Raw genomic sequence first — 18,109 nt, 5'->3', positions numbered from 1 at the left:
TGGTTGTAAATCAGTTGATAATTACCAGATCAAATCTGACCGGGTGACAAATATAATTCCTTAGTTCGATTATGGAAGTAAGAACTTAAGAGACCGAATCGATAAGTGAATCAATAGATTCTTATCAAATCCTAATTCTTTTTCTTCTTCCTTGCTTCGTCACTCAGTCTTCTCGCTTCCTCGCTAGCTTTCATAGCATCATTGAGCTTGCTCATGAACTTTGACTTGGTAGGAGTGCCGCTTGCTGCTTTCTTTTTATGATCGTCCATCACAGCAAGGATCTTGTCCTCATCGACAAATCGTTTGATGATCGCCTGCTGCGCGAAGGTCACAAGATTGGAAACGAAGTAGTAAAAGCTTAAGCCTGCAGAGAATGAGTTCAATACGAACATGAAGATCACAGGCATGATATAGCCCATTGATTTCATCGGGCCGGTAACTGAACTGATCTGATTGTTCTGCCATGTTGAAACCAGAGTAGAAGCTGTCATCAGCAATACGAACAAACTGACGTGATCACCATAACCGAATGGAACGGTAAAAGGAAGCGTGATGATAGAATCGTAGGTAGATAAGTCAGGTGCCCAAAGGAAAGCCTGCTGACGAAGTTCGATCGATACAGGAAAGAAATAGAACATCGCAAACAGGATTGGCATCTGAAGAAGCAATGGGATACATCCGCTGAAAGGATTTACACCTGCCTGCTGATAAAGCTTCATCTGATCCTGCTGAGCCTGTGTAGCATTGTCACCATTCTTTTCCTTGATGGCATCAAGCTCTGGCTTCAATAGACGCATTTTCGCCATTCCAAGATAAGAACTGTAGGAGAGTGGTGTCAGTATCAGCTTGATGATCAATACAAGAATTACAATGATCACACCGTAATTGCCAATGAATGTCTCCAGGAAATTAAAGATCGGAATGATGACAAACTTATTGACCCAGCTTACCGGCGGCCATCCAAGGTCAAGGTTCTTTGAAAATCCGTCAGTGATATTTGTAATTACTTTATAATCGTTTGGACCGAAGAAGAATTCAAAATTTGCCTTGTTGGTGATCAGGTCTGCTTTTGGAATAAACAGTTTCAAACGTGCAGATTTCACTGTCAGTGTATCATTCGTGTTTACGAACGTGCTGACCTGGCCTCCATTGAATGAGTTCTTTGCAATGAAACCACTGGTAAAGAATTTCTGCTTGATGCTTACCCATTTAACTGGGCCTACCAATGTTTCTACCTCATTGTCAAGAGATGATTCACTGATCCCATCAAATCCATCGACCGGTGTAAAGTAGTTAACAGTGGTCTTGGGGCGGATATCAATAATATCTTTTTCGTGAACGGGAATGTTGTCACTCCAAAGGAATGTCAGGTTCTCACCATTGATAGATTCTGTGATGCCGGAAGATTGAATTGAGTACTTTATCTGATAGCCGTTTGCGGGAACGGTATAGATATGGCGGATCGATTTTCCTTCACCAAATACAGTTGTAAAGGTGACGATCGTGCTGTCTGCAGTTTCCTTTGTATCAGGATTGACTGATTGAGATTGTTTGCTTTCAACAGAATAGAACAATGAGTAGAGATCAATTTCTTTTCCTTCGTAAGTAGCATTCAGCTTGAAAGAATTGAAAGATGGAGAGGCAAGCAGTAACGGTTGCTGATAGTATGTTTTGAATTTCTTCAACTCAACTTCCCTGATCACGCCACCGCGATTGCTGAAGGTTACGATCAGATCACCGGTCTCAATTTTAGTTGACTTCTCTTCACCCTTAAACAATGAATCAATGGCAGTGCCGGTCTTCATCTGAGTTATTTCTTCCTTTGCAGGTGTTACCTGAGAGGTAGTATCTGTCTGCTCGGTAGTAACAGTTGAAGGAACTTCTTTTGGTGGTTCGGGAGCAAAGAAGTTGAAGTAAACCAGCAACAACACAGCAATCAACGTGAGCCCAATGGCGGAATTACGATCCATAGTAGATAAGTATAACTAAATTAAAATGATCAGGAGTCCAGTTTTTTATGATTCAACGCGGCCCCAATGAACTTTACAAAGAGGGGATGAGGATTTAATACAGTGCTTTTCAGCTCAGGATGGAATTGCACACCGACAAACCATGGATGGTCTTTCAACTCAACGATCTCAACAAGTCCTGAATCAGGATTTACACCAGTAGCTTTCAAACCACCTTCTTCAATCTGCTCAAGATATTTATTGTTGAACTCATAGCGATGGCGATGACGTTCCTTGATCATAGTCTCTCCATAGATGGATGCTGCCTTTGATCCTTTCTTGATCTTGCAATCATAAGAACCCAAGCGCATCGTTCCACCCTTCATGGTGATCTTCTTCTGTTCTTCCATCATGTCGATCACCGGATATTTGGTTTTCGGATCAAGCTCTGTTGAGCTGGCATCCAAACCCAGCACGTGACGACTGAATTCTACTACAGCGCACTGCATTCCAAGGCAAATACCCAGGAATGGGATCTTATTCTCACGCACATAGCGTATGGCTTCTATCTTTCCTTCCAGGCCACGTTCTCCAAAACCAGGGGCAACGAGCACACCGTGGAGGCCACCGAGTACATCACCAACTGTTTCTTTAGTAATTTCTTCTGAAGAGATCCATTTCAAATTGACCTTGCAGTCATTCTCAGCACCTGCATGGATGAAAGCTTCAGCAATAGATTTATAAGCATCAGGCAGTGAAACATATTTTCCAACCAGACCGAGGCTGATCTCATCGGTTGGATTTTTCAGCTTGCCGAGGAATGTTTTCCATTGTTCGAGATCGGGTTCGTTCTTGGCAGTGAGCTTGAGTTTTGAAAGCACACGCTCATCGAGCTTTTCCTTTCTCATTAATAGAGGAACGTCATAGATGGTATCAGCATCCATGGCTTCGATGACCGAGTTCAACTGCACGTTGCAGAACAATCCCACCTTTTTGCGGATGTCCATCGGCAATGGGTATTCGGTACGGCAAACGAGAATATCGGGCTGAACACCTTCTTCCAGAAGTTTCTTAACGGAATGTTGTGTTGGTTTTGTCTTAAGTTCTTTCGCCGCCTTTAAATAGGGGATGAGTGTCAGGTGAATGACCAGGGAGTGATTGGATCCCAGTTCCCAGCGAACCTGACGAACGGCTTCCACAAAAGGAAGAGATTCGATATCACCTACTGAACCGCCGATCTCGGTAATGATAAAGTCGTACTGACCGCTTTCACCTAATAAATAGATGTTACGCTTGATCTCATCGGTAATGTGAGGAATGACCTGAACAGTCTTTCCGAGGAATTCTCCCTTTCGTTCTTTGGTGATCACATTATTATAGATGCGACCGGTGGTAATATTATTGGATTTTGAAGTGCGAATGTTTAGAAAACGCTCATAATGGCCCAAATCAAGGTCCGTTTCGGCCCCGTCTTCCGTTACGTAGCATTCTCCATGCTCATAAGGATTGAGAGTACCCGGGTCTATATTAATGTAGGGGTCAAACTTCTGGATGGTGACGGTAAATCCTCTTGCCTGAAGCAGCATTCCGAGAGATGCGGAGATGATTCCTTTTCCAAGGGAGGAGGTTACACCACCGGTAACGAATATATACTTAGCTGAAGAGGTCATGGGCGCCTAAAAAATATGGGCGCAAAGGTAGATTATTTGAGAGAGGGAGAAACCGCAATTCTGAAATATTTCATTTTTGAGGATTTATGAATAAGTTTGCTCATAACGTGTTTTCCGAATAGTGGTTACACTTTTTAAACTGGCTGTATTCAAACCTGACTGATTTGGGTAAAATAACTTTACTGACACCTATGTTGAAAGCCCCCTCGAACTCTATAGTTAGGTTATTCTTTGGTTTATTCTTGTTTTTAAGCGTGTCTGGACAGATTGCCTATGGGCAGGCAGTATCAGTAACCACTACAGACCCGCGCCATGAGACTCAAGATCAGGCTTCCGTTGCTGTTCTTTTCACTGGACTGGTAGGAGGAACTACTTCAAATGGTCAATGGGAAGTTCAGATAAATAATATTCCTGTTACTGTAATAGGTGCAACCAGAAATGTGCCCTCTGCTAATTATGTAACCGTATCCTTTGACGCGACTGGGCTTAACGGTGTTCCTTATTTGCTACCGACCCAGGTACTGACGGTGAGATTTACGAATGTGGGAAGCACGTTGACCGTTGGTGGTGTCACGGCGCTATCTCAGGTTGCATTCGCTACTTCAAAAAACACGTGGACAGGGGATTGTAGTGATCTTGCCTTTTTCCAACAGGGGCTTATTCCAACAAAAGTTGCCAAGGTTTGCGTCCCAGTAGTTGAAGACTTTACTCAATATCAGTTTTATCTTAGCTTAAGAGTTAGGAATAGTGATGCTTACGCTGGTGGTAACGTTCTTCACAATATTAGCTGGGGAGATGGTAATAATACTTCTGAGGCTTCATATCAATCGGACGCAGCAGGAGCGGCATCAACTACATTTATTGATCCAACAGCTTTATCAGGTCTTCCTGCGATCATTGTAACGTCACGTCCTACCCATACTTATCCTAATAGCACTACCGGACCCGCTCCAAACGCGTGCGGCTGGACAGCCTCTGTTACACCAGCATTAAATTTTGCAGCAGGTGTTCTATGCCCAGGACTTACCAAAACAACACTTTTTGCCAACTATGACACAGATAATAAGAATACAGGTACATTAAATTTACCTCCATTGCCGAATGCCAATTCCAATCTGGTGTGTCGTGGGACAAACGTTAACATGAATTTCACGGACAATACAAATATTAACTGTCCTTTAGCTTTTGAGGCCAGAGTTCCTAATCAGGCAAGAAGAGCAATTCGTATCACATACGGAAGTCGCGATAATGGTGGAGTTGGAAATATTCCTGACATATTTGTCACGCTACCCTCAGCGATCTTTGGAGTCATTCCACCGATCAGAGTAACCAATAATAATGCTACCGGAACAAGAGTTTCGCCCACAGGATATTTTCCAACGAATACCGGCCCTGCTGATGGTAATGGTGTAATCGTTATTAATGCTCCGGTTTTAACAAGCACGGCAGCTACTTACATGGCCACTATCACCACAACTGATCCGACCCTTCAGGTCGTTACCCAACGGCTTTATGTTAAGCTGGAATACTGGGATGTTTGTAATGCTTACAACGCACTAGTCCCAGCGACCTTGGCATTAGCTGAAAGTGTAGAGAACTTTGTTGAAATAGTTACGACACCGCCAGCTCCTACATTCACGCCAACACCTCCTAATTTTTGCGAAGGGCAGGCCGATGGTAATTATAATCTATCAGCCGCTGTCGCTGCAAACACAACCTATAGATGGTATAGTACTTTCCCGCTTGCCGTAGCAGGAGACTTAGAGGTAACGGCAAACACTTTTAATCCAGTGACAGAAGCGAGTGTTCCCGGAGTTGTGAACAAAAGCCCGGGAGCTCCAACTACAAGAAATTTCTTTTTGACAGGAACTTTAGTCAATGGATGCGAGAGCTTACCAACAACTGTACCCTTTACCATCCATAAACAGGTTGTCCCTGGTGTTATAGCCCATGCTGTTCCGCTTACTTTGTGTACAGGTGAAGATCCTCCGGCCTTTACAAGTACAACTCCAGCCTCTGGTGGAGATGGTGTGCTCTATGCTTATCAATGGCAACAAAAGAACGGTGCAGGGGTGTTTACTAATATAGGGGGTGCCACAGGACTGACCTATGATCCGGGTGTACTGACGGCAGCGATGTCTCCGGTTCAATTTCAACGAATCGCGAGTTCGGGAGTTTGCGCATCTCAGGCAAGTAACATTGTAACCTTTGTAATAGAACAGGCTGTTACGGCGGGTACCATTGGTAATTCACAGACCGTTTGTACAGGTGCCAATCCAGCTGCATTTACAAATACTTTATCACCAACATTGGGTAGCGGTTTGTACGCATATCAATGGCAGTCCAGCACGGCGGGTCCGGCAGGTCCGTATTTTGCAATAACAGGTGCAACTTCAATAACATACGATGAGCCGGGTCCTATTACCACCACTACGTATTATCAGCGAGTGGTAACTTCTGGTGTTGCTACAGGTGCATGTCCTGGCTTTGCAACAACCGCTGCGGTAAGTATAACAGTAGATCAGGCAGTAGTGCCTGGTACGATTGGCAATACACAGGTTGTTTGCGCGGGTGTTGACCCTGCTGCATTCACGAGTTTAACACTTGGAAGTGGTGGCAATGGAACGCCTCCCACGTATCAATGGTCTTCCTCAACAGTAAGTGGTGGACCCTATAATCCTATTGCTGGTGCAACTAATCCAACATATGATCCACCCGTATTAGCAGTAACTACTTATTATGTAAGAATTGCAACATCGGGTGTCTGTGCACCTCAACCAACCACTGAAGTAAGCGTAACGGTTAATGCTTTGCCTACAGTTGCCAGTGCAACGGGAGGTGGTTCTGTTTGTAGTGGAAATCCTGCACCGGATATCGTATTTAATTTAACCGGAACAGGACCATTTACTTTGACGTATACTATTAATGGGGCGACGATTCCAGCCAGTATTAATATTGTCGAGCCAACCAATGTTTTTACTATCGTAGGCCCTACGACGGCTGGGACTTATAAAATTTCTGCGTTGAGTGATAGTAACTCACCGGTTTGCGCGGCAACAGCTATTAGTCCTAGCAGAACTGTTGCCTCAGGAGGTAGTGCGCCAACATTTGCAACAGGTCCAACGTTGGATATTTCTGCAGCTTGTAATGCGGGCTCTCCAGGCACGACCGATCCTAAGCTGGTCTTTACACTTGATGCTGGTTCCGCTAGCACGGCAGGTTTTATATTGACCTACAGAGTGGATGGAGTTTTACGACCTACGAAAACATTTACAACAACTGCAACGAGTGCACCAACAGTTGCGACACAACCTACTTTTTCAGAAGTAACATTAGATGCGGTAGGGCCTCATACGATTCAATTAGTATCTATTCAAAGTGCTGCAGGATGTCAGACATTGGATAATACAAGCTTGGCATTTACGGTAAGACCTGTACCTGTAATGGCTAATCAAGCTAAAACAATATGTAGTGGAGCGGCCGTTAATCGTGAAATACTTCTTACACCTGCCAATACTCCCGCTGGTACTACCTTCTCATGGCCATTACCAACGATGTCAGCAGGAGGTGCCCAGGGATCTATTGGAACTGCTGTTGCTGCAGACCCGGCAACTACGTTGCACATTACGGATGTATTAACGAATACAACGGGTGCCAATATTACGGCTACGTATGTTGTTACTCCAACCAGTAGTTTGGGATGTGTTGGAACTCCACGAAATATTACTATTACTATTAGACCTCAACCGGTTGTTGCTGCGGGTCAGGTTAAAACAATTTGTAGTGGTCAAACGACTAACTATGAAGTTCTTCTGTCCCCTCTTAATGCACCCGCAGGCTCAACTTTGACATGGCCCGCTCCGGTAGTATCAGCAGGACCAGCACAGGGAGCAGCGGGTACTATACTTGCGGATCCTGCAGGCACAAAACATATTAATCAGACTTTAACAAACCTAACTGGTGCTCCGATTACGGTAACTTATACGGTAACACCGAGCAGTGCCTTTGCATGTGCGGGTGCACCAGTCGACATTGTCTTTACAGTGAATCCTGCTCCTGTCATTACTGCGGGTCAGGTTAAAACAATTTGCAGCGGTGATCCGGTGAATCTTGAAGTATTGATGACTCCTGCCAACACACCTGCAGGAACCAGATTTAGCTGGCCTGTTCCAACAGTGTCAGCAGGACCAATTCAAGGTAACTTGGGTGCAGCAGTAGCTGCTGATCCGGCTGGAACACTTCATCTTACAGATGTTCTTACAAATGTTACTGGTAATAACATTACTGTTACATACAACATTACTCCAACCAGTAATGCACCGGCTTCTTGCGCGGGTGCATTGACTCCGGTGGTTATCACGGTTCGACCTGCTCCAAACCTTGTGTCCGGACAAGTTGTTACTATTTGTAGCGGACAAAATGTGAATCGTGAAATTTTACTGACGCCAGCAAATTTACCAGCGGGTACTACGTTTACATGGCCTGACCCTGACGGTGCCGGACCAGCAAACGGTCAGTTGGTCGATCTTCCAATGGGTGCGGCAGGTACAAAGCACATTATGGATGTTCTTACCAATTTCACTGCTGCTCCTATCAATGTAACGTATGTTATTACACCAAAAAGCGGAGCAGGATGTCTTGGAACTCCACGAAATGTAGTTGTAACTGTAAATCCATTACCTGGAACCAATGCTGTTAGTGGACCTGGTACAGTGTGCGCTAATGCAACGACTACATTACTTTACCAGGTAACACCGAATACAGGATCATCCTATAACTGGGTTGTACCTGCGCCATTTGTAAAGTTTGCAGGTGGAACAACAGCTGACTTCTTTGTCCTTGTAAGATTCCCGACCGTTGGTGCAGGGAATATCACCATGACAGAGACTAATGTTTATCTCTGTACTGGAACTACCCAGTCCTTGCCTGTTACAGTTGCAAGTGCTCCAGGTGCACTGGCAATCAACGGGCCGGATCCTGTTTGTAAGAATCAAACAGGTGTTAACTACACCATACCTCCTGGAGCATTTACTCCCGGATCTACCTATACATGGACTGCCTCAGGTGCAACGATTACCAGTGCAGCCAGTGGTCCTAATCTTCAAACTATTACGGTAGATTTTGGATTGTCTGCAGCAGCAACGGTTAGTGTAAGCGAGACTAGTTCTTCCGGTTGTTCAGGTACACCATTCACAAAAAATATTACGGTCGGAGATAGACCTGTAATGACGTCTTTAAATACTACAACAATCTGTAGCGGAGCTGCGCCAACACTTCCTTTTGGAGCTTCACAGCTCAGTACCTTCAGTTGGACTGTTACAAGTATCACTGGATCTGTGGATGGAGTTACTAATGGACAAGCCGGAACAGGAAATTTAGGCGTGACATTTACGGGCGTTGCCGCACTCCGAAATACATCAGGTGCTGTCGGCTCTGTTGCTTTCGAAGTTATACCAACGGCGCAAGCATCACCTAATTGCCAGGGTCCTGCTCAAACTGTAACAGTTTTGGTAAATCCTGAACCTGTTTTAGTATTGAATCAAGCAAAAACAATTTGCAGCGGACAATCTGTTAACTATGAGATATTATTAGATCCTGCTAATCTTCCTGCCGGAACTAATTTTGATTGGACTGCACCTGTTATGTCTGCGGGTGCTGCACAAGGAACGGCTCAGAGTGGTGTGCCTATGGGGCCAGCCGGAACTAAACATATCCTTGATGTATTGACCAATACTTCCGGATCTACTATCACTGCAACATATACTATTGTTGCACGAAGTGGCGCAGCCTGTCTAAGCAATCAGACAGCTGCTCAGAGAAGGATTGTGATTACTGTAAATCCAGAACCGGTAATGGCAGCTGTGTCTGATATTATAGTATGTCCTGGACTCGCTGTCGGACCAATCTCATTTAGTGCAAATACATTGGGAGGAGAGACCTTCTCATGGACAAATGACAATCCATCAATAGGACTTCTTGCCAGTGGAACAGGAAATATTGCAGCCTATACAGCACCGCTTAATGCAAGTGGTTCAAACATGGTTGGAAACATGAGTGTTACGGCCACCAAAAATGGTTGTGTTAGTGCTCCTGTTACTTTCAAAATCACCATCCGGCCTCAGCCAGTTGTTTCACCAATCATCGATATAACAGTTTGTCCAGGTCAGACAATCGGACCAATAAACTTTGTTGCAAACTCCGGCGGATCAGAAGCATTTAACTGGACGAATACAAATCCTGCAGTTGGTGTTGGTCTAAGCGGTCTTGGAAGTATTCCTTCTTATATAGCTCCTGCAAATCTTACCGGGGCAGCATTTGTTGGAGACTTCAGTGTAACAGCCACTAAGAATGGTTGTACCAGTACGGCAGTCACATTTAAAGTGACCGTAAAGCCAGAGCCTGTTATTTCAGCTATCAGTAGTATTTCTGTTTGCCCAGGTCAAACAATTGGTCCGGTTAACTTTACTGCTAATACGGGTGGAGGAGAAGTCTTTACCTGGACGAACGATAATACAACGGTTGGACTTTCATCCGGTAGTACAGGAAACATTGGATCATTTGTAGCTCCTGCAAATACTACAGGAAGTCCATTCATTGCTAACGTATCTGTTACAACGAATAAAAACGGATGTAATAGTCTCCCTGAGAATTTCCAGATTATTGTTAAGCCACAGCCGATCATGTCGCCTGTTACAGACATCACAGTGTGTCCGGGTGTGAGCGTAACAGCAATAAATTTTGTTGCTAATACGGGTGGTTCAGAGACTTTCAATTGGACGAATGATAACCCTGCGGTAGGAGTGCTGGGTAGTGGAACAGGAAGTATTGCTTCATATACTGCACCACCAAACGTTTCAGGTGTTAACATCGTGGGTAACTTCAGTGTGACTGCAACTCTTAATGGTTGCGTAAGTCCTCCTATCACATTCAAGATTACTATTAAGCCACAACCTGTTGTTAATACAGTTACAAGTGTGACAGTTTGCCCAGGTGTTTCGGTTGGTCCTTTTACATTCTCAGCTAATACAGGAGGAAGTGAAGTCTTCTCATGGACTAATGATAATACCCTGATTGGTCTTGCTGGAAGCGGTCCTGGTAATATTGGTGCATTTAATACTCTATCCAATACTACAGGTGCTAACATTGTCGGAAATATCAGTGTGTCAGCTCTTAAGAATGGTTGTACCAGTGCGCCATTTGTATTCCAGGTTATTGTTAAACCACAACCAGTGGTTACACCAATCACTGATATTGAAGCTTGTCCAGGTCAGGGTGTAGGACCTATTACTTTCACAGCGAATACTGGTGGTTTGGAAACATTTAACTGGACCAATGACAATACAACAATTGGATTGGGAGGAAGTGGTACAGGAAGCATTCCATCATTTATTGCTCCTGCCAATGCAACCGGTTCGAATTTCGTTGGAAACATAAGTGTTACTGCAACGAAGAATGGTTGCGTAAGCACCATTGCAACTTTTAAAATAACAATCAAACCACGTCCAGTTGTAACGGCTGTTCCAGACATCACCAAGTGTCCTGGACAAAACGTGGGGCCAGTTAATTTTGTAGCCAACACAGGCGGTTCAGAAACTTTTAATTGGACAAATGATAATACCGCAATTGGTATTCTTGCAAGTGGAGTGGGGCCAATTTCATCTTATGTAGCACCTGCTAACTTAACAGGAGCACCAATAGTGGGTAATATCAGTGTGACAGCAGTGAAAAACGGTTGTACAAGTCCGCCAGTTACATTCCAGATTACGATTAGTCCTCAACCAGTGATGAACGCTGTTCTGAATATTGCAGATTGTCCTGGTCAGACTGTAGGTCCGATTAACTTTGGAGCAAATACAGGTGGAGGTGAAACTTTCGCATGGACAAATAGTAATACTGCAATTGGTCTTGGGCTTAACGGAACAGGTATTATTCCTTCTTATGTAGCGCCTCCCAATATTTCAGGTGTTAACATTGTTGGTAATATTTCAGTTACCGCTACGTTAGCGGGTTGCACGAGTACTCCTGGAGCATTCACAATAACTATTAAACCACAGCCTGTTGTTAATACTGTAACAGATATTACAGTATGTCCTGCCGGGCTCATTGCTCCCCCTGCGTTTGTTGCAAATACTGGTGGTGCTGAAACTTTTAACTGGACCAATACAAATTCGGCAATCGGCATTGGCTTAAATGGAATTGGAAATATTGCATCATATGCTGCGCCTGCCAACATATCAGGAGTTCCTATTGTAGGTACTATAAGTGTAACAGCGACTAAGAATGGCTGTACCAGTAACGCGATGACATTCAAGATCACAATCAGTCCACAACCTGTAGTCAATGCTGTTACTGATATTGTTGCTTGTCCTGGAGCGACGGTTGGTCCTATAACTTTTGGAGCAAACACCGGGGGAGGAGAAAGCTTCTCATGGTCAAACACGAATACTACCACAGGTTTAGCGTTGAATGGAGTGGGAAATATTTCCTCTTATATTGCACCGGCTAACTTAACTGGAGCAGCGTTTACGTCAACCGTTTCTGTTACTGCGACACTCAATGGATGTCCAAGTGTAATCAGAACCTTTAACATCACTATAAATCCTCAGCCTGTAGTTGCTGTAATTCCTGATGCGTCCGTTTGCCCAACGGCAACAGTAGGGCCATTCAACTTTACTGCAAACACCGGAGGAGCGGAAGTATTTTCATGGTCGAATTCTAATCCTTCTATTGGTCTTGTAGCAAGTGGTGTTGGTAATATCCCATCATGGGTTGCGCCAGCTAATTTAACAGGAACAGCTTTTGTTGGAACCATCAGTGTAATTGCTACAAAGAATAGTTGTGCCAGTGTTGCGAGAACATTCCAGGTAACCATTAAGCCAACACCAGTTGTATCCTCTGAATCAAATATTATAGTTTGTCCTGGAGATCCTATTGGACCGATAAACTTTGCTGCAAATACAGGCGGATCGGAAACATTCAACTGGACCAATTCAAATGGTTCAATTGGCTTGCCAACCGTGGGTGTAGGCGATATCACAACTTATGTTGCGCCAGCAAATCTTACAGGTACTGCGATAGTTGGTAATATGAGTGTCATCGCAACTAAAAATGGTTGTGCCAGTGCGCCGATGTTATTTACAATCACCATCAGACCTCAGCCTGTTGTAACTACAGTAACTCCAATTTCAGTTTGTCCTGGTCAGACCATCGGGCCAATCAATTTCGGAGCTAATACGGGTGGATCAGAAACTTTCGATTGGACTAATTCAAGCGCTGCTATCGGACTTCCTGTTTTCGGAAGCGGAAACATAGCTGCATATGCTGCACCTGCTAACTTAACAGGAACTGCTTTTGTTGGAAATATTAGTGTAACGGCAACTAAGAATGGTTGTACCAGTACAGCGATGGTTTTCAGTATTACCGTGAAACCTGAGCCAGTTGTGTCAACTGTTCTGGATATTTCAGTTTGTCCAGGCTTTACAGTTGGGCCAGTTAACTTTGCGGCCAATACAGGTGGATCAGAAACTTTCAACTGGACCAATAGCAATCCACTTATCGGACTTGTTGCCGGTGGATCAGGACCTATATCATCTTATGCAGCTCCGCCTAACAATACAGGTTCTGACATTGTCGGAACGATTTCAGTAACCGCTACAAAGACTGGTTGTACAAGCGTTGCAAGAACATTCACCATTACGATCAAAGCAGTTCCGGTTATTACAGCTCAACCAAACATTGATGTTTGTACAGGTGCAGGCATTGGACCTATTAACTTCGTGTCCAATACAGGTGGGGGAGAAACATATTCCTGGACAAATAGCAATACAGCGATCGGACTTCCTGCTACCGGAAATGGAAACATTGCTTCCTACGTTTCACCTAATAATACAGGTAACACCAACTTCGTTGGAACGATCACCGTGACTGCTACAAAAGGAACTTGCGTTAGTGGAACAATGGTATTTACGATCACTGTTAGACCTAAACCTGTTGTTTCAAGTTCATTGAGCAAGACATTGTGTAGTGATCAGATTTACGGATCTAATATTAGCACGGATGGAGTTTCAGTGGGTGCTTCAAATTATGATATCACTGCCGTGGTGGATGCCGGCCTTGTTGGATCCGCTACCACAGGTTTAGCGCGACCTGCTGCTGCCATCTTTAATGATGTATTTACAAATACTACAGCTGTTCCTAAGAACGTAACCTATACCATTACTCCTCATGGAACGAATGGATGTGTTGGTGATCCAAAGGTGGTGGTGTTTACTATCAATCCTAAGCCAGTTATTTTCAATCCAGGTGTACCAGCTGTCTGCAGTAATGATATCAGTAATGTTGTTTTGGGTACAGACGGTATCTCCGTAGGTGCTTCCAGTTACAGAATCATTGCCAAGCAATACAGCACAGATGGTGGCTTCACATTTGGCGGTGCAATACCAGCAAACTTTACTGATGCTGGTAACGCTGCTTTGAATACTCCCGGAACATTCAACCTTATTAAGAATGACAAGTATTCTAACACACGTGCAACCACGGTAATCGTTCGTTACACAATCGTGCCTACAGGTCCAAGCAATCCCCCAGCACCATGCGATGGTGCAGCGGTGAACTTTGATCTTCCAGTGAATCCTCAACCTACATTGGATCCAGGTTTGAGTCCAACTCCGGTTTGTAGTGGATTGCCAACCTCTATCACGTTAGGTGTTCAGGCTGGTTCCGTAGCGGCTGCTACTTACAACATTAATAGTATCATCATTCCTGCCGGAGTTACTTCTGGTGGAACAAATGCTGGTATCGGACCTGGTCAGTTATCAAACGCTATCTTCAATGATGTTTGGATCAATACAACTTCTGGCCCATTATCGGTACAGTATCATATCGTTCCGGTTGTAGGCACACCTTCATTCTGTGAAGGCGCAGAAGCAATCCTGGTATTTAATATCAATCCTGCACCTGCCGTTGAGGATAATCTCAACAGGACTGTATGTTCTAATGTGGTAGGAGGAGTTGTGTTGGCTTCTAAATCAACCAGCGTAACCGCAACATCCTATGATGTGATTGGAATAACTGTTATGGGAGGTCTGGTTCCAAACGGATCAAATGCAACTTCACCAGCAGTAGCTGTCGCTGCCAACTATTTCGCAGCTGATAGATTTGATAATCCAACCAACAATCCATTAACGGTTACATACAGTGTAAGGCCTAGATCTTCTTTAGGCTGTCTTGGTCCTTTGAAAGACATTGTGTTGACTATTGAGCCTACTGTGGTCGCGACACCAGTCAACTTTAAGGCTAACATTTGTAGTAGCACAACACTGAATGGTATTGATCCTGTGGATATAGAGTTTGTTTCTCCAACCAATCCAACGGCAGGTGTAATCACATTCAACTATACTGCAGTTTCTTCTATCGGAGCGCAAATGACAGGATTCATTCCTGCATTGAGCAATCTTGCTGAAGGACATCATATCACTGATAATCTGGTGAACAGTTCTGACTCACCTGGCTTTGTTACTTATAACATAACTCCGGTTGCTAATGGAGCAAGAGGAGGCGCCGGTTGTACAGGAGCGCCTGTGCCGGTGATTGTTAATGTAGAGCCTAAGCCTAAGCTTATTGCTACACCATCATCAAGAATTGTTTGTGAAGGAGACGCGACTAACATTGGTCTGTCTTCTCTGACGGCACCATCTACGGGAGTCGTAGAATATCTCCTTCAGAATGTTGTTGCAACAGGCGGAGTAACAGGTATGACATTAGTGAACACAGTATTCCCTAAGACTTCAAGCCTGAATGATAATTTGAACAATCCTGGTCTCAATATTGAAACAGTCACTTATACTTTCCGCCCAAGAATTTCTGGTGGTGCAGGTTGCGTAGGAGACGATGTTAATGTCGTGATCACGGTTAATCCTCGTCCAAACATTACAGCATCACCGCAAGCTCCAATTTGTAGCGGCGAAACGGTTGATATTACCTTAACCTCAGATCTTGGACCGACTACGGTTAGTACATGGACTGTGGTTGCACCAATCGCACCAAATGTAACAGGTGCCAGCAGCGGAGCAGGAGATCGTATCTTCCAGGTACTGTTTAATAATAATGGTACTACCGCAGAGACAGTTCATTACCTTGTTACACCACGTGTTGGAACGTGTACAGGTCCTGCAATTCCTGTTGATGTTGTTGTTAATCCGAAACCAAAAGCAACAGTGCCAAGCACATTGAAGGTTTGTCATGGTGGATTCCTGAATATCAATCCAACCAGCAATGTAGCGGGTACTACTTATACGTGGACAGTTGATGATTCAAATGGTTTGGGAGTTACACCTTCCGGATCAGGTCCGATTATCAATTACCAACTCTTCAACACCATTGGATTCCAGGCTACATTGGTTTACACATTTGTTCCTACAGGCCCTGCAGCAACAAATTGCGTAGGGGATAGTAAGATCGTTATCGTTACTGTTTCTCCTGAGATGAAGGCTCAATTCCTGAATCCAAATCCGGAATACATCTGTAAAAACAGCACTGAATTCCTGATCGTAGAATTGACTGGTCAGCCATTGTTCAGCTTTAAGTATACTGATGGAACGACTGTATTCAATGTGCCTAACAAGGCGGGAACTACAGTCATTTCCAAACCGAACATGCAGACGACTACAAGATTTGCATTGATCAGTGTAACCGATCCTAATGGTTGTTCCATCGATACATTGGCAAATCCTGCAAGCTTCCCTCAGAAGTTTGTGAAGGTGTTTGTTGGTGATACAGATCCTACTTTTGCGATTACAAATCCATTACCAGCAGAAGGATGTAGTCCTGTCGAAGTATCTTTCCAATACAATCAGGTTCAGGATACTTATTACAGATGGTCATTTGGAGATGCGGCTGACTCATTGAGTACTGGCGCAGCAACTTCTACCCAGCTGAATAAGATCATCAAGCATACGTATGTGAATGATAATCCAACATCGACGTTCAATTTCAGGGCATCGCTGGCCACTTATCTGGATACGTTAAAATATCCGGCACTGGGTTGCTTGAAACGAAGCGCTAACCTGCCTGTCAGAGTTTATCCGAACATCGTAATAAATGTTGTTGCGGATCAAACTGAGATATGCAGTGGAGAGATAGTTCGATTCTCAAGCCAGACAATTGGAGCGACCTCACAAACGTGGTCATTCAGAATACAAGGACAGGTTCCTGAAACAGTTATTGGTAGTGGTACAACATTGAATTACGCATTCACAAATAATACGTTGGCCAATCCAATCATCTATGAGGTTCTCTTCCGGGCTACCAATGGACACTGCCCGGCCTCAAATGATTCTAGTCCTATTGAAATTAAAGTGTACAGAAGTGTAGTTGCTGACTTTGATGAAGGCCCTGCGCCTCATGAATTCCTGAATGGAACCGCTGATCTGACGTATACCAATACTTCTACTCCTGTGGATCCGGCGTTCTACACTTATGATTGGAGCTTTGGAGCAGATGCAACACCGGCAACATTCTCGGGACCTGTTCCTCCACTTGTTTCCTATTCAACTCCTGGAACCAAGAGGGTAACACTGGATGCATTCAACACATTAAGACCGTCTTGTAAATCTGTTCAGCGAGTTAAGTTCATAAATATTACTATAAAGCCTCTGGTAGCAACATTCATAGCGTCGCCTTCAGAGTCCTGTTTCCCGGCAACTATTGAAGTAACTTCAAGTACCAGCACAGGTAATGTTTTGGAATACAAGGTTTATTTGGGTGGAGATGTAGTGGCGACTTCAAATGTTCCGCTGCCGAAATTCCTTCTGACAAGACCTGGTATTTACAGAATTGAAATGAGTACATCCAATACATTTACTCATCAGATAGCGTTTGCGACACCGCAGGAAGTAACGGTATTCCCGAAACCAATTGCGGCATTCACGGCAACACCGACAACAGTCTTTGTTCCGGATCAGAAGCTAACATTGCATAACCAAAGCCAGGGTGCGAACCAGTATTATTGGGATTTCGATTTCAATAATGAATTCCTGGTTCAGACAGAGCCAGCCGATGATCCGAACTATAGTTATAAGATTGAGGGTATCTACAACCTGGCACTGTATGCACAGTTTGATCACGGAAATGGTGTAGTCTGCGCGGATACGTCGATTCAGAAGATCACTGCCAAGCAGGGTGGGGTAACGAAAGTTCCAAATGCATTTACTCCTAACCTGAATGGTCCGGGTGGTGCAAATGGACCTGGAGATAAGGCCAATGACGTATTCATGCCGATTGTCAAGGGAGCTGAGGAGTACAACCTGCAGATATATGATCGCTGGGGTAATTTGATATTTGAAAGTAATAGCACACAAACGGGTTGGGATGGATACAATGCTGATGGCAAGCTGCTGCCGGCCGGTGTATATGTCTACAAGCTTACCATTCGACTGTCGGATGGCCAGCGAACGACACAAATTGGTGATGTTACTATGATTCGATAAATTT

General features: G+C 44.2%; 3 protein-coding genes. 1 reads left to right on the top strand and 2 read right to left on the bottom strand.

Annotated elements, in window-relative coordinates; all coding sequences use genetic code 11:
* Positions 1–131 precede the first annotated feature (131 nt).
* Both yidC and HOP08_02240 read right to left on the bottom strand, forming a co-directional pair.
* On the bottom strand, positions 132–1,970 hold the full coding sequence (gene yidC, locus HOP08_02245) for a membrane protein insertase YidC (GenBank protein ID NOT73720.1): 1,839 nt from the start codon (positions 1,968–1,970) through the stop codon (positions 132–134).
* A gap of 29 nt (positions 1,971–1,999) precedes the next feature.
* Positions 2,000–3,619 (bottom strand): CTP synthase, encoded by a 1,620-nt coding sequence (locus tag HOP08_02240; protein ID NOT73719.1) that lies wholly within the window; start codon positions 3,617–3,619, stop codon positions 2,000–2,002.
* Between the two features lie 254 nt (positions 3,620–3,873).
* Between HOP08_02240 and HOP08_02235 the strand changes: the two genes are divergently transcribed.
* Positions 3,874–18,105, top strand: a complete 14,232-nt coding sequence (locus HOP08_02235; GenBank protein ID NOT73718.1) for a T9SS type B sorting domain-containing protein — start codon at positions 3,874–3,876, stop codon at positions 18,103–18,105.
* Positions 18,106–18,109: the final 4 nt, after the last annotated feature.

It is taken from the genome of Cyclobacteriaceae bacterium (assembly GCA_013141055.1).
GTDB lineage: Bacteria > Bacteroidota > Bacteroidia > Cytophagales > Cyclobacteriaceae > ELB16-189.
The sequence above is the reverse complement of the archived record's forward strand: the minus strand, read 5'-3'. Positions and strand labels throughout refer to the sequence as shown.